Source organism: Micromonospora sp. NPDC005299 (assembly GCF_042872345.1).
Lineage (GTDB): Bacteria > Actinomycetota > Actinomycetes > Mycobacteriales > Micromonosporaceae > Micromonospora.
This window is the reverse complement of the sequence record NZ_JBIAKG010000002.1, coordinates 380,690-399,047: the sequence shown is the minus strand read 5'-3', so window position 1 is coordinate 399,047 and position 18,358 is coordinate 380,690. Positions and strand designations below refer to the sequence as shown.

General features: G+C 73.2%; 19 protein-coding genes and 1 riboswitch. Of the genes, 6 read left to right on the top strand and 13 right to left on the bottom strand.

Annotation, left to right across the window (positions count from 1 at the left end):
• Nucleotides 1-157: 157 nt before the first annotated feature.
• The 3 genes from ACFYPD_RS07245 to pdhA are packed head-to-tail and all read right to left on the bottom strand — an operon-like array spanning nt 158 to nt 3,722.
• On the bottom strand, nt 158-1,516 hold the full coding sequence (locus tag ACFYPD_RS07245) for a dihydrolipoamide acetyltransferase family protein (RefSeq protein WP_387109937.1): 1,359 nt from the start codon (nt 1,514-1,516) through the stop codon (nt 158-160).
• Nucleotides 1,513-2,517 carry an alpha-ketoacid dehydrogenase subunit beta gene (locus tag ACFYPD_RS07240; RefSeq protein WP_387109935.1) on the bottom strand — a complete coding sequence of 335 codons (1,005 nt, stop codon included), beginning with the start codon at nt 2,515-2,517 and terminating at the stop codon, nt 1,513-1,515. Before ACFYPD_RS07240 ends, ACFYPD_RS07245 begins: the two co-directional genes overlap by 4 nt.
• Entirely contained in the window at nt 2,517-3,722 is a 1,206-nt protein-coding gene (gene pdhA / locus ACFYPD_RS07235) for a pyruvate dehydrogenase (acetyl-transferring) E1 component subunit alpha (RefSeq protein ID WP_387110604.1), read from the bottom strand. Before pdhA ends, ACFYPD_RS07240 begins: the two co-directional genes overlap by 1 nt.
• A 72-nt stretch (nt 3,723-3,794) precedes the next feature.
• Between pdhA and ACFYPD_RS07230 the strand changes: the two genes are divergently transcribed.
• Nucleotides 3,795-4,301 carry an Lrp/AsnC family transcriptional regulator gene (locus tag ACFYPD_RS07230; RefSeq protein WP_387109933.1) on the top strand — a complete coding sequence of 169 codons (507 nt, stop codon included), beginning with the start codon at nt 3,795-3,797 and terminating at the stop codon, nt 4,299-4,301.
• 4 nt (nt 4,302-4,305) lie between these two features.
• On the opposite strand, the gene ACFYPD_RS07225 is transcribed toward ACFYPD_RS07230, so the two are convergent.
• The 3 genes from ACFYPD_RS07225 to ACFYPD_RS07215 form a co-directional block, all read right to left on the bottom strand.
• Entirely contained in the window at nt 4,306-5,280 is a 975-nt protein-coding gene (locus ACFYPD_RS07225; protein WP_387109931.1) for a DNA polymerase domain-containing protein, read from the bottom strand.
• A gap of 44 nt (nt 5,281-5,324) precedes the next feature.
• Nucleotides 5,325-5,654 carry a hypothetical protein gene (locus ACFYPD_RS07220; RefSeq protein ID WP_387109929.1) on the bottom strand — a complete coding sequence of 110 codons (330 nt, stop codon included), beginning with the start codon at nt 5,652-5,654 and terminating at the stop codon, nt 5,325-5,327.
• Between the two features lie 150 nt (nt 5,655-5,804).
• The gene (locus ACFYPD_RS07215; protein ID WP_387110602.1) at nt 5,805-6,035 is read right to left on the bottom strand and encodes a hypothetical protein; all 231 of its coding nucleotides are present in this window, start codon (nt 6,033-6,035) and stop codon (nt 5,805-5,807) included.
• Nucleotides 6,036-6,188: 153 nt separating this feature from the next.
• On the opposite strand from ACFYPD_RS07215, the gene ACFYPD_RS07210 reads away from it, so the two are divergent.
• From ACFYPD_RS07210 to ACFYPD_RS07195, 4 genes are all read left to right on the top strand, one after another.
• Entirely contained in the window at nt 6,189-6,920 is a 732-nt protein-coding gene (locus ACFYPD_RS07210) for a histidine phosphatase family protein (protein WP_387109927.1), read from the top strand.
• Nucleotides 6,904-7,767 carry an NAD(P)H-hydrate dehydratase gene (locus tag ACFYPD_RS07205; protein ID WP_387109925.1) on the top strand — a complete coding sequence of 288 codons (864 nt, stop codon included), beginning with the start codon at nt 6,904-6,906 and terminating at the stop codon, nt 7,765-7,767. The genes ACFYPD_RS07210 and ACFYPD_RS07205 overlap by 17 nt, the downstream gene beginning before the upstream one ends.
• A 147-nt stretch (nt 7,768-7,914) precedes the next feature.
• Complete coding sequence (locus ACFYPD_RS07200) at nt 7,915-9,399, top strand: S8 family serine peptidase (protein WP_387109923.1); 1,485 nt, start codon at nt 7,915-7,917, stop codon at nt 9,397-9,399.
• A 110-nt stretch (nt 9,400-9,509) separates the two neighbouring features.
• Nucleotides 9,510-10,010 (top strand): hemerythrin domain-containing protein, encoded by a 501-nt coding sequence (locus tag ACFYPD_RS07195; RefSeq protein WP_387109921.1) that lies wholly within the window; start codon nt 9,510-9,512, stop codon nt 10,008-10,010.
• Between the two features lie 61 nt (nt 10,011-10,071).
• Here ACFYPD_RS07195 and ACFYPD_RS07190 read toward each other — a convergent pair whose 3' ends face one another.
• The gene (locus ACFYPD_RS07190) at nt 10,072-10,284 is read right to left on the bottom strand and encodes a hypothetical protein (protein WP_387109919.1); all 213 of its coding nucleotides are present in this window, start codon (nt 10,282-10,284) and stop codon (nt 10,072-10,074) included.
• A gap of 136 nt (nt 10,285-10,420) precedes the next feature.
• Nucleotides 10,421-10,510, top strand: a riboswitch (ZMP/ZTP riboswitch).
• 18 nt (nt 10,511-10,528) lie between these two features.
• Here ACFYPD_RS07190 and ACFYPD_RS07185 point away from each other — a divergent pair.
• Nucleotides 10,529-11,965 carry a glycine hydroxymethyltransferase gene (locus ACFYPD_RS07185; protein WP_387109917.1) on the top strand — a complete coding sequence of 479 codons (1,437 nt, stop codon included), beginning with the start codon at nt 10,529-10,531 and terminating at the stop codon, nt 11,963-11,965.
• Between the two features lie 232 nt (nt 11,966-12,197).
• On the opposite strand, the gene araB is transcribed toward ACFYPD_RS07185, so the two are convergent.
• The 6 genes from araB to ACFYPD_RS07155 form a co-directional block, all read right to left on the bottom strand.
• The gene (gene araB, locus ACFYPD_RS07180) at nt 12,198-13,853 is read right to left on the bottom strand and encodes a ribulokinase (protein WP_387109915.1); all 1,656 of its coding nucleotides are present in this window, start codon (nt 13,851-13,853) and stop codon (nt 12,198-12,200) included.
• A gap of 40 nt (nt 13,854-13,893) precedes the next feature.
• A complete protein-coding gene (locus ACFYPD_RS07175; RefSeq protein WP_091258764.1) occupies nt 13,894-14,145 on the bottom strand; it encodes a hypothetical protein in 252 nt (83 codons plus the stop codon).
• A gap of 69 nt (nt 14,146-14,214) precedes the next feature.
• A complete protein-coding gene (locus ACFYPD_RS07170; protein WP_387109913.1) occupies nt 14,215-15,150 on the bottom strand; it encodes a carbohydrate kinase in 936 nt (311 codons plus the stop codon).
• A 49-nt stretch (nt 15,151-15,199) separates the two neighbouring features.
• On the bottom strand, nt 15,200-16,039 hold the full coding sequence (locus ACFYPD_RS07165; RefSeq protein WP_387109911.1) for an ATP-binding cassette domain-containing protein: 840 nt from the start codon (nt 16,037-16,039) through the stop codon (nt 15,200-15,202).
• Nucleotides 16,036-17,064 (bottom strand): ABC transporter permease, encoded by a 1,029-nt coding sequence (locus ACFYPD_RS07160; RefSeq protein ID WP_387109908.1) that lies wholly within the window; start codon nt 17,062-17,064, stop codon nt 16,036-16,038. Before ACFYPD_RS07160 ends, ACFYPD_RS07165 begins: the two co-directional genes overlap by 4 nt.
• A gap of 97 nt (nt 17,065-17,161) precedes the next feature.
• The gene (locus tag ACFYPD_RS07155) at nt 17,162-18,241 is read right to left on the bottom strand and encodes a substrate-binding domain-containing protein (RefSeq protein ID WP_387109906.1); all 1,080 of its coding nucleotides are present in this window, start codon (nt 18,239-18,241) and stop codon (nt 17,162-17,164) included.
• Nucleotides 18,242-18,358: the final 117 nt, after the last annotated feature.

The following is an 18,358-nucleotide window of genomic DNA, read 5'->3' as shown; positions in this document are numbered from 1 at the left end:
TTGGGCGGACCAACTTCGCTTTCGACTGCGGCGTACGGAAATGGGAATTGGTGGCGTCGACGGGCGGGACGTCACGGCCGCGACCGGTTGCGCCGGACGGGCCGCGAACGACCGGTTCGGCCCCGGCCCCGGGGGGTGGCCGGGCCGGGGCCGGGACTCAGACGTTCGCCACCAGCAGGGCGGGCTGCTCGACGCAGTCCGCCACGTGCCGCAGGAAGCCGCCGGCCACGCCGCCGTCGCAGACCCGGTGGTCGAAGGTGAGGCTGAGCTGGGTCACCTTGCGCACGGCGAGCTGCCCGTCGACCACCCAGGGCTTGTCCACGATCCGGCCGACGCCGAGCAGCGCCGCCTCCGGGTGGTTGATGATCGGGGTCGACCCGTCGACCCCGAACACCCCGTAGTTGTTCAGAGTGAAGGTGCCGCCGGTCAGCCGTGCCGGGGGCAGGGTGCCGGCCCGGGCGGCCGCGGTGGTCTCGGCGAGTGCGGCGGCCAGCTCCCGGGTGGTCAGCCGCTGGGCGTCGCGCAGCACCGGGACGACGAGGCCCCGGTCGGTCTGCGCGGCGATGCCCAGGTGCACCCCGGCCGACTGGATGATCCGCTGCCCTTCGGTGTCCACGTGCGCGTTGAGCTGCGGGAACTTCCGCAGGCCGCTCAGACAGATCCGGGCCAGCAGGGCCAGGATGCTGACCGGCGCCTCCGGGGTGGCGGCGTTGATCGCGGCCCGGGTCGCCAGCAGCCCGGTGGCGTCCACGTCCACCCAGATGGTCACCTCGGGGATCTCCCGCCGGCTGCGGGAGAGCTTGTCGGCGATGGCCTTGCGGATGCCGGTGAGCGGGATGACCACGTCGCCGTCGCCGGCCGGGGCCAGCCCCAGGTGCGCGGCCGGGGCGTCCGGCACGGCGGCCAGTTGCGCGGCCGGCGCGGTCGACGCCGCCTCCACGTCGGCGCGGCGGATCACCCCGCCCGGTCCGGTGCCGTGCAGGGCCGCCAGGTCGAGGCCGCGCTCCCTGGCCAGCCGCCGGACGATCGGCGAGATCACCAGGGGTGCGGTGCGGGGTGCGCGGTCCGGGCCGTCGGCCCCCGGGGCGGGGGTGCCGGTGGCCGGTGCGCCGGCGCCGGGCTCGGGGGCCAGGGCCAGGCGGGGGCGGCGCCGCCGGCGGCCCGAGCCGCCGTGGCCGGTGCCGTACCCGATCAGGACGTTGCCGGAGCCGGCCCGCTCCTCCTCGCGGTAGGTGGCGTGCGGGTCGTCGCCGCCGTCGCCGTCGAGCGGGGCGATCGTGATGAGCGGCTGGCCCACCGGGCGGACCTCACCCGCCGCGCCGTGCAGGGCCACGACCCGGCCGGCGTACGGGCAGGGGACGTCGACCACGGCCTTGGCGGTCTCCACCTCCACCACGGTCTGGTCCACGGTGACCACGTCACCGACGGCGACCCGCCACTCGACGATCTCCGCCTCGCTCAGCCCCTCGCCCAGGTCGGGCAGGAGGAAGTCGCGGGTGCCGGTCGCGGCGGTCATGCCGCCACCCACCGCTCGTCGGGCTGGTCGTCCCACTGCAGCCGGGCCACGGTGTCCAGCACCCGGTCCACCGAGGGGAGGTGGGTGTGCTCCAGCATCGGCGCCGGGTAGGGGATGTCCAGCCCGGAGACCCGCAGCACCGGGGCGTGCAGGGCGTGGAAGCACCGCTCCTGCACCCGGGCGGCGATCTCGGCGCCGACCCCGGCGAAGCCCTGCGCCTCCTGGATCACCACGCAGCGGCCGGTCTTGCGCACCGAGGCGGTGACGGTGGCGTCGTCGAACGGCACGATGGTGCGCACGTCGACCACCTCCAGGTCCCAGCCCTCATCGCGGGCGGCCTCGGCGGCCTCCAGCGCGACCGGCACCGCCGGCCCGTACGCGACCAGGGTGGCGTCGGTGCCGGCGCGGCGCACGACGGCCCGGCCGAACGGCTCCTGCCGGGCCGGCAGCTCCGCCTCGGCGCTGGCGAAGTAGAGCTTCTTCGGCTCCATGAACACGACCGGGTCCGGGTCGTCGATCGCCTCGCGCAGCAGCGAGTACGCGTCCTCCACGGTGGCCGGGGTGACCACCTTCAGGCCCGGGGTGTGCGCGTAGTACGCCTCGGAGGAGTCGCAGTGGTGCTCCACGCCGCCGATGCCACCGGCGTAGGGGACCCGGATGACGATCGGCACGCTGAGCGCGCCCCGGGTGCGGTTGCGGAGCTTCGCCACGTGCGAGGCGATCTGCTCGAACGCCGGGTACGCGAACGCGTCGAACTGCATCTCGACCACCGGGCGCAGCCCGGACATGGCCAGGCCGACGGCGAAACCGACGATGCCGGCCTCCGCGAGGGGGGTGTCGAAGCAGCGCTTGTCGCCGAACCGGGCCTGGAGCCCGTCGGTGATCCGGAAGACGCCGCCGAGTTGCCCGACGTCCTCGCCGAAGACGACCACCCGCTCGTCGTCCAGCATCGCGTCGGCGAGCGCGGCGTTCAGCGCCTTCGCCATGGTCATGGTGGCCATCAGGCGTCCCCGTCCTCGGCGCGGGCGGCGGCCAGCTCGGCCCGGACCTGTTCGCGCTGCTCGACCAGTTGCGGGGTCGGCTCGGCGTAGACGTGGTCGAAGAGGCTGAGCGGATCCACCTCGGGCTGGGCGTTCATCCGGTCGCGCAGCGCGGCGGCGTACGCCTCGGCCTCCTCGGCGATCGCCGCGACCGCGGCGTCGTCCAGCACGCCCCGGTTCCGCAGGTACGCCTCCAGCCGGGCGATCGGGTCGCGGTCCCGCCACGCCTCGACCTCCTCGGCGTCCCGGTAGCGGGTCTGGTCGTCGGCGTTGGTGTGCGGCTCCATCCGGTACGTGTGCGCCTCGACCAGGTACGGGCCCTTGCCGGCGCGGGCGTGCGCGACGGCGCGGTTCAGCACGGCGAGCACGGCCACCGGGTCGTTGCCGTCGACCTGCTCGCTGGGCACGCCGTAGCCGACGCCCTTGTAGGCCAGGCTCGGCGCGGCGGTCTGCCGGGACAGCGGCACGCTGATCGCGTACTTGTTGTTCTGCACGAAGTAGACGACCGGGGCCTTGAACACGGCGGCGAAGTTGACGCCCTCGTGGAAGTCGCCCTCGCTGGTGGCGCCGTCACCGATGAAGGCCAGCGCCACAGTGTCCCGCCCCTGGTACGACTCGCCGTAGGCCAGCCCGGCGGCGTGCACGCACTGGGTGGCGAGCGGGGTGCACTGCGGCGCGGTGTGCACGGCCGTCGGGTCGTACCCGCAGTGCCAGTCGCCGCGGAGCAGGGTGAGCACCTCGACCGGGTCGATGCCGCGGGCGGTCAGCGCCATCGACTCGCGGTAGGTGGGGAACACCCAATCGGTGTCGCGCAGCGCCAGCACCCCGCCGACCTGGCAGGCCTCCTGGCCGCGCGAGGACGGGTAGACGGCGAGCCGTCCTTGCTTGGTCAGCGCGGTGGCCTGGACGTCGAAGCGACGGCCGACGACCATCCGGCGGTACATCTCGCGCAGCGCCTCGACCGGCGGCTCGGGGTAGTCGTCGCGGGCCGGCAGCGGGGTGCCGTCCGGGTTCAGCAGTCGGACCGGCTCGGTACGCGGCAGCAGGCCGGCCGACGGGTCTTCGGCGGCCGGGGTGGCCGGCCGGCGGGTGCGCGGGGATGCCCTGCGGACCGCCTGGGGTGTGGTCGTCACGGCGGGGACCTCCTGGACGTGTGGTGGCCCTATGCTTCCGCTGTCGGATGATTGACTCAACAACCGGCGTGAACGCGGGACGAGTGGCACGGGAAGGCGGCCTTCATGAGCCAGGAGACCGGAAGCACGCCGGGCACGGCGGGCGGAACGGGACGTTCGGCCGGGCCCCTCGACGAGGTCGACCGGCGGATCCTGCGCGAACTGACCGAGGACGCCCGGCTCTCCATCCGCACGCTGGCCGAACGGGTGCACGTCTCGCGCACCAACGCGTACGCGCGGGTGGAGCGGCTGCTGCGGGACGGGGTGATCACCGGGTTCCGGGCCCAGGTGGCGCCCGAGCCGGCCGGGCTGGGCACCTCGGCCTACATCGCGCTGACCATCGAGCAGAACACCTGGCGCGAGGTCTCCGCCGAGCTGGCCCGGGTGCGCTACATCGAGCACGCGGCGCTGCTCAGCGGCGAGCACGACGTGCTGGCCCTGGTCCGGGCGCCGGACAACGCCACCCTGCGGGACGTGGTGCTGGACCGGGTGCAGAGCATCGCGGGGGTGCTGTCGACCCGGACCTGGCTGGTCTTCGAGGAGTTCGACGGGACGCTGAGCCCCTGGCAGTGACCGCCTACCGCTCGGGCGGGGCCTCCAGGCCCTCCCGGTCGGCCAGCTCGAGCAGCGGCTCCAGGGAGAACCGGCGCTCGTCCAGCCCGGCGTGCGGGTCGCCCCGCTCGGCGAACCGGGCCGGCAGGCTGACCACGTCGAAGTCCTCCGGCCGGGCGTCGTCCAGCTCCGCCCAGTCCAGCGGCGCGGAGACCAGCGCCCGCGGGGTGGGCCGGATCGAGTACGCCGAGGTCACGGTGTGGTCGCGGGCCATCTGGTTGTAGTCGACGAAGACGGGCCGGTCCCGCTGCTCCCGCCACCAAGTGGTGGTGACCAGCTCGGGCAGCCGGCGCTGCATCTCCCGGCCCAGCGCCAGCACCGCCCGCCGGCAGTCGCCGAAGCTCCAGCGCGGCTCGATGGAGAGGTAGACGTGCAGCCCCCGGCCGCCGGTGGTCTTCGGGTAGCCCACCAGGCCCAGCTCGTCGAGGAACGCGCGCACCTCGTGGGCGACCGGGACCACCTGGGCGAAATCCACCCCGGGCATCGGATCCAGGTCGATGCGGAGCTGGTCGGGGCGCTCCACGTCGCCCGCCGAAACCGGCCACGGGTGGAACCGCAGGGTGCCCAGATTTACCGCCCAGATCACCACGGCCAGCTCGCTCGGGGCCACCTCGTCGGCGGTCCGGCCGCTGGGGAAGGTGATGTGCGCGGTGCGCACCCAGTCGGGCGCACCGGCCGGCAGCCGCTTCTGGTAGAACGCGTCACCCTTGTTGGTCTGCCGGGTGGCGATCGTCGCGCCCTCGAACACGCCGCGCGGCCAGCGCTCCAGCATGGTCGGTCGGTCGCGCAGCGCCCGCAGGATGCCGTCGCCGACGGCGAGGAAATAGCGGACCACGTCCAGCTTGGTCAGTCCGCGTTCCGGGAAGTAGGGCTTGTCGGGGCTGGAGACGCGGACCAGCCGCTCCCCCACCCGGATCTCCTCGGCCGCCGTGGTCGCCACGCCTCACACCGTACGACGCGGACGGTCGCGGCGCGGGGATCTCGTCACGTGATCAGCAGGACCCCGACGAAGATCAGTGGCACCGAGACGAAGAGGAAGATGCCGACGCCGGTGAGCACCCGGCCCCCGCCGGCGTCCTCCCGCTCCGGGGCCAGGCCGAACGTGGATCGGGCCGGCAGCATGCCGATCCGGCTCAGCGTCAGGTCACCGGTCATCCCGATCACCGCGCCGACCAGCATGAACGCCACGCCCAGCCGGTGGACGAAGTCGCCGCCGCTGGCCCCCACCCAGATGCCCACCGCGATCCCGATCGTCACCACCGCGATGATGAAGAGCACCAGCGCTTCCCGCAGACCCCTGATGACCGTCGCCATGCGTCGCCTCCCCCGCGACCGGGCCCACCCCGGTGCGTCGGAGGACATTCTGCCGGGTCGATGCCACCCCGCGCCGCCCGCCCGGCGCGGCGGGTTCCGGACACGCTGGTACCCGGGCGGGCACACCCACCCGGCCACCGGCGCGTACGGTCAGCCGTTCTCCTTCTGGAGCCGGTCCATGAGCATCTTCTTGCCCTGGTCGCCGGCCTTACGGTTGTTCTCCTGGATCTTGCGGAACCAGGTGGCGAGCTCGCTGTCGCCCCGGTCCTCCGCGTCCGCGATGTACGTCTCCATCTGCCAGACGTGCTGGAGTGACATCTGCACCGCGTGGATCAGGTCGTAGTTCTTGTCCTTGACCGGGCTCATCGGCTCTCGCACCATCGTCGCCACGGCACACCTCCCCTGGGTCGGCCTCGCCCGCTTCCGGTAGCCGACCGCGCTTACCCGCCCGGCCGCCGTTCACGCCCCGCGGGTGTGCGGGCCGCCACCGAGCGGCACGGTTACCCCTCGGACAGCCCGGGTACCGGAGGCCGCATGGCGGAACTGGCAGCGCTCTGGATCGTCCGGCACGGCGAGAGCACGGCGAACGTCGCGGCCACGGCGGCCGAGGCGTCGGGCGCCGAGCTGATCGACCTGACCCACCGGGACGCGGACGTGCCGCTGTCGTCCACCGGCGAGGAGCAGGCCCGGGCGACCGGCCGGTGGCTGGCCGGGCTGCCCGAGGCGCGGCGGCCGGACGTCGCGGTGGTGTCGCCGTACCTGCGGGCGGTGCGGACCGCCGAGCTGGCCCTCGCCGGCACCGGGGTGCCGGCGAGCCGGGACGAGCGGCTGCGCGACCGCGAGCTGGGCATCCTCGACGGGTTGACCGGCCACGGCGTCCGGCGGCGGTACCCCGACGAGGCGGCGCGCCGGGACCGGCTCGGCAAGTTCTACTACCGCCCGCCCGGCGGGGAGTCCTGGACCGACGTGGCGCTGCGGCTGCGCACCCTCCTCGGCGACCTGCGCCGGGACCACGCCGGTGGCCGGGTGCTGCTGTTCGGCCACGACGCGCTGGTGTTCCTGCTGCGGTACCTCGTGGAGGGCCTCACCGAGGCGGAGTTGATGGCGCTCACCCGGGGCCACGTCATCGCCAACTGCTCGGTCACCGGCTGGTCGGCCGACGCCACCGGCCAGCTGACCCCGGACGTGTTCAACGACGTCACCCACCTGCACCGGCAGGGGGCACGTTCGACCAGGGAGGACGAGGTCCATGCCGAGCCGGTCTGAGGTCATCACCCCCGCGCTGCTGCGGGACTGGGCGCTGCCGGTGCCGACCGGCGGCAAGGAGGCCCGGGGCACCGTGCTGGTGGTCGGCGGGTCCCGGTTCACCCCCGGCGCGGTGCTGCTGGCCGGGGTGGCCGCGCTGCGCGCCGGCGCCGGCGTGCTGCAACTGGCCGCCGCCGAGTCCACGGCCGCCGCGCTGAGCATCCAGGTGCCCGAGGCGCTGGTGGTCGGCCTGCCGGAGACCGCCGACGGCGCGGTCCGGGGCGACCCGGGCGACCTGCTCGACGGCCTGATCGCCGAGGCGGACGTGGTGGCGGTCGGCCCCGGCCTGAAGGACATCGACGCCACCCGGGCGCTGCTGCACGTGGTTCTCGACGCGGCCGGCCCGGAGACCGCGCTGGTGCTCGACGCGTACGCCCTCGGCGCGCTCAGCCACGAGCCGGACCTGCTGGTCGGGTCGGGCCGCAAGGTGGTGCTCACGCCCAACCTCACCGAGGCCCGGCACCTGCTCGACCGGAAGCCCGGCGAGGACCTGGACGCCGAGGCGGTCGAACTGGCCCGCCGGTACGACGCCGTGGTCTCCCTCTACGGCCACATCGCGACGCCCGACGGGCGGGCCTGGCGGGAGGAGAGCGGCGACGCCGGCCTGGGCACCTCGGGCAGCGGCGACGTCCGGGCCGGGCTGCTCGCGGGGCTGCTCTCCCGGGGCGCCGAGCCGGCGCAGGCCGCCTGCTGGGCCGCGTTCGCCCACGCGGTGAGCGGGCAACGCCTCGTCCCCCGGTACGGCCGGATCGGCTTCCTGGCCCGCGAGCTGCTGGACGAAATCCCCTACACGGTGGCCACCGTCTGACGGGTGTTGTCCGGCCGTCGGGGTGTGTGTAACACCACACCGGCTTCCGTCGCTGATCCCTCGAAGGCGGGCAGCCTGCCCGTCTTCCGCCGGCCCGCTCCCCGCCAGGGAGTGGGAACCGGCCAGATCGGCCCCCTGGGAGTCTGTGTGAAGAACCTCCGTCGCAAGACACTGGCCGCCGCGTCCGCCGCGACGCTCGGCGTCGGCCTCGCCCTCACTGGCGGGCTGGCACCGGCGGCGGCCGCCGGACCGGACACCTCGTATCTGGTCCTCGCCCCGCAGGGCGCCAACACCACCAAGGCCGCCGCCCGCGTGGCGGCCGCCAAGGGCACCGTCGTGGCCAGCTACGACCGGATCGGCGTGCTCGTCGTCCGCTCGACCAACCCGGACTTCGCCACCCAGGTGGCGGGCGCGGGCGTCGAGTCGGTCGCGGCCACCGCCGGCCTGGGCACCGCCCTCGACGAGGGCGAGACCGTGGAGGTCTCCGCGGCCGACGTCGCCAGCGCCACCGGCGACCCGACCAAGGAGCCGCTCTACGGCCAGCAGTGGGACATGAACATGATCCACGTGCCGCAGGCCCACGCGGTGAACAACGGCAGCGCGAACGTCGTCGTCGGCGTGCTGGACAGCGGCATCTCCAGCACCCACCCGGACCTGGCGACCCAGATCGCCAAGGACAAGAGCACGTCGTGCATCGGCGGTGTCACCAACACCACCGAGTCGGCGTGGAACCCGACCACCAGCGACCACGGCACCCACGTGGCCGGCACCATCGCCGCCGCCGTCAACGGCGTCGGCGTGACCGGCATCGCGCCGGGCGTCAAGGTCGCCGCCGTCAAGGTGGTCAACGACGACGGCTACATCTTCCCGGAGGCCGCGGTCTGCGGGTTCATGTGGGCTGCCGACCACGGGATGCAGCTGACCAACAACAGCTACTACATCGACCCGTGGGAGCTGAACTGCCGCAACGACGCGCGCCAGCGTCCGGTGTGGCAGGCCGTGCAGCGGGCGCTCCGCTACTCGCAGTCCAAGGGCGTGCTCAACGTGGCGTCCGCGGGCAACTCCAACTACGACCTGGCGCACAAGATCACCGACACCGGCAGCCCGAACAACGGGACGCCGGAGGAGCGCGAGAACCTCACCAACGCCTGCCTCGACCTGCCGGCCGAGGCGCCGGGCGTGGTGACGGTCGGCGCGGTCGGTCCGACCGGCGAGAAGAGCTACTACTCCTCGTACGGCCAGGGCGTCATCGACGTGACGGCGCCGGGTGGTGACAGCCGGTTCCGCACGCAGGGCGTTCGCCCGACCACCACCGACCAGATCCTCTCGACCACCTTCAACACGGTGACGAAGACCAACGGTTGGGGGTACAAGCAGGGCACCTCGATGTCCGGCCCGCACGCCACCGGCGTCGCGGCGCTGGCGTTGTCGGCGCACCCGGGGATGACCCCGGGCCAGCTGGCGTCGTTCCTGGAGCGTACGTCGGTGGCGCAGTCCTGCCCGGACGGCGTGTACAACCCGGCGCCGCTGCACCCGGACGGCCCTCATGCCTACGACGCGACCTGCTCCGGCGGGGCGCGTAACGGGTTCTACGGCGCCGGCATGGTCGACGCCTACAACGCGGTGAAGTAACGACAGCACCACCACGGTGGGGCCCGGCGACGCGTCGCCGGGCCCCGCTTGTTTGTCCTGGTCGGGAGGCGGGTAGGGGGCCGTCATCAGCCGACTCTAGGAGGTAACCGGTGTCCACCGACGCGATCGTCCTGCTCAAGGAAGACCACAAGGAGATGCGCCGCCTGTTCAAGGCCTTCCAGGACGCCGAGGAGGGCCCCGCGAGCGAGCGGCAGAAGCTGGTGAGGCAGATCCTCGAGGCGTTGACGGTGCACACCTACCTCGAGAACGAGGTGATGTACCCGGAGGTCCGCAAGCTCGTGCCCGACGTCGAGGACGACATCCTGGAGTCGTACGAGGAGCACCACGTCGCCGACGTGCTCTGCTTCGAGCTGTTCACCATGGACGCCGACGACGAGCGGTTCAACGCCAAGACGACGGTGCTGATCGAGAACGTGCTGCACCACGTCGAGGAGGAGGAGCAGGAGTGGTTCCCCAAGGTCCGCGAGGCGCTCGGCCGTAACCAGCTCCAGGAGATCGGCCAGCGCATGATCGACCTGCGCCCGAAGGCGCCGAAGACGCCGACCGCCCCAAAGGCGCTGAAGAAGTCGCTGGACGCCGTCGTCGCCTGACCCGGCACCACGTGACGGCGGGACCCGGCCTCGGCCGGGTCCCGCCGTCGTTCCCGCCCGCTCAGCTGCCCGAGCCGGGCTCGGCCATCCTGCGGTGCTGCTCCGCCTTCAGCCGGTCCGGCACGATCTTGCCCGCGGCGGTCTGCAGCTTGTTCACGAACGAGCCGGCCGACACCTTGTGCTCCCCCTTCATGAGGGCGGCCAACTCGTACCCGATGCCGCTGGACGCGCCGGTCACCACGGCGAGCGGACGGTCGCTGGTCGGTGTGCTCATCCTCGGGTCTCCTTCCCCGGACGCGGGACGCCTGGCCCGGCCCCTCGCGAGGGGTTTGCCCAGCCCCGGGCGGCCCAACCCCGCCGGCACGCGGCGGAGGTGCGCCCGCCCGGCTCCGGGCCCACCCGGTAGGATCGGCGCGGGCCGTGACTGGCGCGTGGGGATGGAGAACCATCGGGAAGCGGTCCCGTCATGAGGACGCACGCCGAGCGCCTGGGCCTTCCGCACGTCACCTGGAGGTCGCATGTCGCTGAACGCCGAGTCCACCGCCTTCCGCAGCGCGCTGGAGGTGATCCGCGCCGTCGAGCCGCGGGTGGCGGACGCCATCGGGGCCGAACTGGCCGACCAGCGCGAGTCGCTCAAGCTCATCGCCAGCGAGAACTACGCCTCTCCGGCCACCCTGCTGGCCATGGGCAACTGGTTCAGCGACAAGTACGCCGAGGGCACCATCGGCCGCCGCTTCTACGCCGGCTGCCAGAACGTCGACACCGTCGAGGCGCTCGCCGCGGAGCACGCCAAGGAGCTGTTCGGGGCGGCCCACGCGTACGTGCAGCCGCACTCCGGCATCGACGCCAACCTGGTCGCCTTCTGGGCGATCCTGGCCGACCGGGTCGAGTCGCCGGCCCTCAAGAAGGCGCAGGTGCGCCAGGTCAACGACCTGACCGAGGCGGACTGGTTCGCGCTGCGCCGCGAGCTGGGCAACCAGCGGATGCTGGGCATGTCGCTGGACGCCGGCGGGCACCTCACCCACGGCTTCCGGCCGAACATCTCCGGCAAGATGTTCGACCAGCGCAGCTACGGCACCGACCCGGTCACCGGCCTGATCGACTACGACAAGGTCGCCGAGGCGGCCCGCGAGTTCAAGCCGCTGATCCTGGTCGCCGGCTACTCGGCGTACCCCCGGAAGGTCAACTTCCGGATCATGCGCGAGATCGCGGACTCCGTCGGCGCGACCTTCATGGTCGACATGGCGCACTTCGCGGGCCTGGTCGCCGGCAAGGTCTTCACCGGCGACTTCGACCCGGTGCCGCACGCGCACATCGTCACCACCACCACGCACAAGTCGCTGCGCGGCCCGCGCGGCGGCATGGTGCTCTGCGGCCCGGAGCTGGCCGACCAGGTCGACCGGGGCTGCCCCATGGTGCTCGGCGGCCCGCTGCCGCACGTGATGGGCGCCAAGGCCGTCGCCCTCGCCGAGGCCCGCCGCCCCGACTTCGCCGACTACGCACAGCGGATCGTCGACAACGCCCAGGCGCTCGCCGAGGGGCTGCTGCGCCGCGGCGCCAAGCTGGTCACCGGCGGCACCGACAACCACCTGGTGCTCATCGACGTCTCCGGGTACGGCCTCACCGGCCGGCAGGCCGAGCAGGCGCTGCTCGACTCCGGCATCGTGACCAACCGCAACGCCGTCCCGCAGGACCCGAACGGCGCCTGGTACACCTCCGGCATCCGGATCGGCACCCCGGCGCTGACCACCCGCGGCCTCGGCGCCACCGAGATGGACACCACCGCCGAGCTGATCCACACCGTGCTCAGCCAGACCACGCCGGGCGCGAACGCGGACGGCACCCCGTCCAAGGCCAAGTACGTCCTGGACCCGGCCCTGGCCGAGACCGTGAGCAAGCAGGCCAGCGACCTGCTCACCAGTTTCCCCCTCTACCCCGCCGTCGACCTCGGCTGACCCACCCGCCTTCGTTCCCGACGCCCCGCCCGGCCCTCCGGCCGAGCGGGGCGTCCCCGTTCCCTACCCCGACCCGCCCCGCGAGCTGGACCTGCTCAACGGGCGCGAGAGAGGCGCGAGCCTCCGAGAGCGTTGATCAAGAGGTTTGCGTCTCCGGGAAGCGCGTTCCCGGACGCAAACGTCTTGATCAACGAGGCGAGGCGGGGCGGGGCGAGCGCCGGGCAGGGCGGGGTCAGGGGGTGGGGTGGGTGCGGTGGCGGAGGGTGTTCAGGCGGTGAAGGACGTCGGTGCCGCCGCGGCCGAAGTGGTCGTGCAGGGCGCGGTATTCGGCGTACAGCTCGTCGTAGGCGTCGGCGCGGGCCGGATCCGGGTGCCAGGTCTCCCGGCGCGGCGCGCCCATGGCCGCCGAGGCGCTCTCCACGTCCGGGTACGCCCCGGCGGCCACCGCCGCGTGGATCGCCGCGCCCAGCGCCGCCGGGTGCGCGGCGTCCACCACATGCAGCGGGCGGCGCAGCACGTCGGCGTAGATGCGTAGCAGCAGCCGATTGGCGGTGAGCCCGCCGGCGGCGGTCAGCTCGTCGACGGGTACGCCGACGGCCTCGAACGCCTCGACCACGGTGCGGGCGCCGAACGCGGTCGCCTCCAGCAGTGCCCGCCAGATCTCCTCCGGCCGGGTGGCCAGGGTCAGCCCGACCAGCACCCCGCTCAGCTCGTGGTCCATGAGCACCGACCGGTTGCCGCTGTGCCAGTCGAGCGCGAGCAGCCCGTGCCCGCCCACCGGCTGGTCGGCGGCGAGCGAGTCCAGCAGCTCGTGCACGGACACCCCGCGCCGGGCGGCCTCCTCGGCGTACGGCGCGGGCAGGGCGCGCGCGACGTACCAGGCGAAGATGTCGCCGACTCCGCTCTGGCCGGCCTCGTAGCCCCACCGGCCGGCCGTGACGCCGCCGTCGACGACGCCGCAGACACCGGGCACCTCGTGGCAGGTCTCCGCGTTCATGATCAGGCAGGTGGAGGTGCCGAGGACGGCGAGCATCCGGCCGGGCGCGACCGACCGGGCCGCCGCCGCGGTGACGTGGGCGTCGATCGCTCCGACGGCCACCGTGATGCCGGCGGGCAGGCCGGTCCAGCCGGCCGCCTCGGCGGTCAGCGCGCCGGCCCGGGCGGCCGGCGGCAGCAAGGGCCCGTCGTCGACCTTCGCGAGCAGGTCCGGCAGGTCCGGGTGCAGCGCGGCGAGGAAGTCGGGGGCCGGGTAGTGGCCGTCCTGGCGCAGCCCCTTGAAGCCGGCGGCCGAGGCGTTGCGCGTCTCCCGGCCGCAGAGCTGCCGGACCAGCCAGTCGGCGGTTTCCACCCAGCGCTCGGCGCGGCGGAAGACCTCCGGGTCCTCCTCCAGCACCTCCAGCGCCTTGGCGAGCTGCCACTCGGCGGAGACCCGGCCGCCGTAGCGGGCCAGCCAGGGCTCGCCGCGGGCGGCGGCCAGCGTGTTGATCCGCTCGGCCTGCCGCTGCGCCGAGTGGTGCTTCCAGAGCTTCGGCCAGGCGTGCGGCCGGTCCCGGAACGCCGGCAGCTCGGCGAGCGGGGTGCCGTCGGCGCGGGTGGGCAGCACCGTGCAGGAGGTGGCGTCGAGGCCGAGGCCGACCACGTCGGCCGGGTCGATCCCGGCGGCGTGGACGGCGGCGGGCACGGCGGTGCGCAGCACCTCGACGTGGTCGGCCGGGTCCTGGAGCGCCCAGCCGGGCGGCAGCGCCGGCCCGCCGGGCAGCCGCTCGGTGATCACCCCGTGCCGGTACGCGTGCACGGCGCTGCCCCGCTCGGCGCCGTCGGCCACGTCGACCACCACGGCGCGCCCGGAGAGCGTGCCGAAGTCCACCCCGACGACGTACCGGCCCACCCGCTGCTCCTCCCCGAACTGGGAGGATCACGCTAGCCGGTCAGCGCAGCGGGCGCTTGAGGTGGTAGCGGTGGACCTCGGTGCTGCCCTGCACGTTGTTCACGTCCTCGGCGGCGGAGACCAGCTCCCAGCCCTCCCGGCCGACGCGGTTGAGGTGGGCGATCGCGGTGTCGCCGTACGCTGTCACGTCGTTGCGGGACCCGTCCGGGCCGTACCAGACGAACGTGACGTGGAAATTGCGGCCCTGCCCCTGATAGCGGCGGACCAGCAACGCGTACTCCCAGGCAACCATCCGTCCATTATCAACGGTGGCCGCGCCGGCCGGGAACACGGGTGGTGGCGGAACGACGACAGTTCGGCGTCAGGCCGGGACGGGCAGGGCGGTCAGCTGGGCCCGGGTGGGCGGATCGGCTCCCTTGCGCCCACACGTCCAGGCGGCCACGCGTGCGGCGTCCCGGAGCACGCCGACGATCGTGGCCGGGTCGGCGGCGTCGAGGGCGGCCCGCCGCGCGGCGCCGAGCAGGTCCCGCTGGGCCAGCGCGTCCAGCAGGCCGGCGGTGAAGGCGTCCCCTGCCCCGACGGTGTCCACCACCCGCACCGGCGGGGCATCGACCCGCACCTCGCCGTGTCGGGTACCCGCCCACGCTCCACGGTCACCGCAGGTCACCACGACGAGGACGGCGCCCCGCTCGAGCCACTCCCGTCCGACCCGTTCGTGCGCGCGTCCCGGGTGGAGCCAGGCCAGGTCCTCCCGGCTGACCTTCACCACGTCGCTCGCCGCCACCAGCTCCTCGACCCGGCGCCGGACCGTCGCCGGATCGCCCATCAGGGACGGCCGGCAGTTCGGGTCGTAGCTGATCATCGTGGTGTCCCGCCGGTCCTGGACCAGCGCCAGCACGTCGTCCGCGCCGGGCGCGAGCACGGTCGCCAGCGAGCCGGTGTGCAGGCAGTCGCTGCCGGCCCCGACATCGGTCAGGGCCCGCTGCGGGAAGGAGCGCCAGTCGATGTCGAAGTCGTAGCCGGCCTGGCCGTCCGCGCCCACCCGGGTCCGGGCGACGCTGGTGGACGGCAGGTCCGACAACGACGCCGGATCCAGCCGTACGCCGCTGCCGGCCAGGTGGGCGCGGAGAAGCCGCCCGTACGCGTCGTCACCCAGCTGGGTGAGCAGGGTGGCGCGCTGGTCGAGGCGGCCCAACGCCACCGCCACGTTCGCCGGGCTGCCGCCCGGGTGGGCGGCCGCCACGCCCGACGGATCCTCGATGAGGTCCACCAGGCTCTCGCCGACAACGGTGATCACAGTCTTCCTTTCCTGGCGCCCGCGCCACCCCGGTCACGTGCACGGCGGTTCAGTCCGCCGCACGGCCCGGCGTCTCCTCGATGGTGGTCGCGCCGGTCATGATGGCCACCACCTCCGGCATGGTGTGGGAGGCCGGAGTCACCACGCCCGCGCACCGACCCAGTCGCTGGATGTGGATCCGGTCGGCCACCTCGAACACATGGGGCATGTTGTGGCTGATGAGGATGACCGGCAGGCCCCGGGAGCGCACCTCCTCGATCATCCGCAGCACCTGGTTGGACTCTTTGACGCCGAGCGCGGCGGTCGGCTCGTCGAGCACGAGCACCTTGCTGCCGAAAGCCGCGGCCCGGGCCACCGACACGGCCTGACGCTGGCCGCCGGAGAGCGTCTCGACCGCCTGCGCCACGTTCTGCAGGGTGCCGATGCCCAGGTCGGCCAGGGCCTGCGCGGCCTCCCGACGCATGCCCTTGTGGTCGAGCATCCGGAAGACCGAACCGAGCACGCCCGGCCGGCGCTTCTCCCGACCGAGGAAGAGGTTGCTGGCGATGTCCAGGGCCGGCGCGACGGCGAGGGTCTGGTAGACCGTCTCGATACCGGCGTCCCGGGCGTCCTGCGGCCGCTTGAACTGTGCCGGCTTACCCGCCAGGAGGATCTCGCCGGCGTCGGGCGTCAGCGCACCGGTCAGGCACTTGATCAGAGTGGACTTCCCGGCGCCGTTGTCCCCGATCACGGCGAGCACCTCGCCGGGGTACAGGTCGAGGTCCACCCCGTCCAGCCCGACGACCCTGCCGAACGTCTTGACCAGGCCCCGGGCCGACAGCACCGGTGACCGCTGGCCGCTGTCGGCGGCGCCGGACCGGCCTGCGGGGGCGGGCGTGGTGGTGGTCATGACCTCACCTTCCTGATCCACTGGTCCACGGCCACGGCGAGGATCACCAGCAGGCCGACGGCGAGTACCCGGTACTGGTCGTCCACTCCGGCCAGGGACAGGCCGCTGCGGAAGAAGCCGACGATCAGCGCGCCGAGCAGGGTGCCCAGCACCGCGCCCCGGCCACCGAAGAGGCTGGTGCCACCGATGACGACGGCGGTGATGCTCTCCAGGTTGGCGTCCGTGATGGCGTTGGGGCTGGCCGCGCCGGCGCGTCCGATGAGGATCCAGGCGGTGAGGCCGTAGATCGCGCCGGCGACGAGGTAGACGCTGAGCAGCACCCGGTCGACCCGGATGCCGGCCAGCCGGGCGGCCTCCTTGTCGTCGCCCACGGCGTAGACGTGCCGTCCCCAGGCGGTCTTGGCCAGGGCGTAGCCCACCGCGAGGTAGAGGACGAGGACCGCGACGACCCCGAAGGTGATCCGGAACCGACCCACCGGGAACGACTCACCGGTCCAGCTCAGCACCGCCGGGAGGTCGGTGGCCTGGACGCTCTGGCCGCTCGAGTAGAGCAGCCCGAGGGCGGTGAAGACGCTCAGCGTGCCGAGCGTGACGATGAACGGCGGCAGCTTGAGCCGGGTCACCAGCGCCCCGTTGAGCGCGCCCGCAGCCGCGCCGACCGCGATGGCGAGGACGATGGCGAGGAGGCCCGGCAGTCCCTGCCCCTCGGCCAGCTTCGCGGAGAGCATCATGGCCAGGATGACGATGGCGCCGACCGAGAGGTCGATGCCGGCGGTCAGGATGATCAGCGTCTGCCCGACGGCGAGCGCGCCGATCACGGCCACCTGCTGGAGCACCAGCGAGAGCGAGTTGGGTGACGCGAAGCGCGGGTTCAGCGCGGAGAAGACGACGAACGAGATGACCAGCACGAGGAACGGGCTGATCGCAGGGTGCGCGTGCAGCAGGTGCTGAACACGTCGCAGTGGCGTGTGCCGGCGCAGCGCGAACTGCTGCGCGGCGGTGGTGGGTGGGATCGTGGCGGTCATCGGAGGCTCCCTGCCGGATTCGGCGGTGGCGGACGGACTGCCCGGCCGAGGGCGCGGGGCGGAGGATGCCCCGGGCCCTCGACCGTGGCGGGAATGGTCAGCCCCAGCAGCGCTGGGCGCCGTCGGCGCTGGTGATGCTCTCGACGCCGGCGGCCGGCTTGTCGGTGACCAGGGCGACGCCGGTGTCGAAGAAGTCCAGGCCCTCGGAGACCTTCGGCTTCTCCCCGTCGTTCGCGATCTTCTTGATCGCCTGGACGCCCAGCTCGGCCATCTTCAGCGGGTACTGCTGCGAGGTGGCGCCGATGACGCCGTCCTTGACCTGCCGTACGCCGTCGCAGCCGCCGTCGACCGAGACGACCAGGACACCCTGGGTCTTGCCGGCTGCCTGGAGGGCCTTGTGCGCGCCGACCGCGGCCGGCTCGTTGATGGTGTAGACGACGTTGATGTCGGGGTTCTTGGTCAGGCAGTTCTCCATGGCCGTCCGGCCGCCGTCCTCGGCGCCGTTGGTCGGCTCGTTGCAGGCGATCGTGTAGCTGCCGCCCGAGTAACTGCCCGTCTTCGCCTCGTCGCCGTTCTTCTTCGTGTCGCCGGTGCCGATGCCCATGCCGGTCAGGAAGCCCTGGTCCCGGTTGTAGTCGACGGAGACGATCTTGTCATTGAAGAGGTCGAGCAGGGCGATGGTGGCCGGCTTGCCGGCGAGCTGGGTGGCCGTCCACTTGCCGATCAGCTCGCCGGCCGTGAAGTTGTCGGTGGCGAAGGTGATGTCCACGGTGTTCGCCGGATCGGGCGGGGTGTCCAGCGCGATCACGTAGAGGCCGGCGTCGCGGGCCTTCTTGATGGCCGGGTTGACGCCGGGGCCGTTCGGGGTGATCAGGATGCCCTCGTCACCGCGGGCGATGGCGTCCTCGATGGCCTGCACCTGGCCGGCCTCGTCGCCGTCCTCCTTGCCGGAGGCCAGGGTCAGCTTCACGCCCTCCGCCTCGGCGGCCTTCTTCGCGCCCTGCTGCATGGTGACGAAGAACGGGTTCGTGGAGTTCTTGGTGATCAGGGCTACCGCGACGCTCTTGTCGCCGGAGCCGCCGTCACCCGAGCTGTCACCGCAGCCGGCGGCGACCATGCCGGTCGCCGCTACGGCGGCCAGCAGAGCGGCGCGGCGGCGGCCGATGCGCTGGATCATGTGTTCTCCCATCAGGGACCCACGGTGGGCGGGCAGTTTGACAACGATGTCAGGGCAGTTTCGGCGCAGTAGCCGGAAGATGTCAATGCCTTTGCCGCTGGTTTTCTCTAACCGCCA

Coding starts and splice junctions, on each gene's coding strand:
- ACFYPD_RS07245 (WP_387109937.1), bottom strand. CDS start 1,516: ATGACCGCCGCGACCGGCACCCGCGACTTCCTCCTGCCCGACCTGGGC.
- ACFYPD_RS07240 (WP_387109935.1), bottom strand. CDS start 2,517: ATGGCCACCATGACCATGGCGAAGGCGCTGAACGCCGCGCTCGCCGAC.
- ACFYPD_RS07230 (WP_387109933.1), top strand. CDS start 3,795: ATGAGCCAGGAGACCGGAAGCACGCCGGGCACGGCGGGCGGAACGGGA.
- ACFYPD_RS07220 (WP_387109929.1), bottom strand. CDS start 5,654: ATGGCGACGGTCATCAGGGGTCTGCGGGAAGCGCTGGTGCTCTTCATC.
- ACFYPD_RS07215 (WP_387110602.1), bottom strand. CDS start 6,035: ATGGTGCGAGAGCCGATGAGCCCGGTCAAGGACAAGAACTACGACCTG.
- ACFYPD_RS07210 (WP_387109927.1), top strand. CDS start 6,189: ATGGCGGAACTGGCAGCGCTCTGGATCGTCCGGCACGGCGAGAGCACG.
- ACFYPD_RS07205 (WP_387109925.1), top strand. CDS start 6,904: ATGCCGAGCCGGTCTGAGGTCATCACCCCCGCGCTGCTGCGGGACTGG.
- ACFYPD_RS07190 (WP_387109919.1), bottom strand. CDS start 10,284: ATGAGCACACCGACCAGCGACCGTCCGCTCGCCGTGGTGACCGGCGCG.
- ACFYPD_RS07185 (WP_387109917.1), top strand. CDS start 10,529: ATGTCGCTGAACGCCGAGTCCACCGCCTTCCGCAGCGCGCTGGAGGTG.
- ACFYPD_RS07175 (WP_091258764.1), bottom strand. CDS start 14,145: ATGGTTGCCTGGGAGTACGCGTTGCTGGTCCGCCGCTATCAGGGGCAG.
- ACFYPD_RS07165 (WP_387109911.1), bottom strand. CDS start 16,039: ATGACCACCACCACGCCCGCCCCCGCAGGCCGGTCCGGCGCCGCCGAC.
- ACFYPD_RS07160 (WP_387109908.1), bottom strand. CDS start 17,064: ATGACCGCCACGATCCCACCCACCACCGCCGCGCAGCAGTTCGCGCTG.
- ACFYPD_RS07155 (WP_387109906.1), bottom strand. CDS start 18,241: ATGATCCAGCGCATCGGCCGCCGCCGCGCCGCTCTGCTGGCCGCCGTA.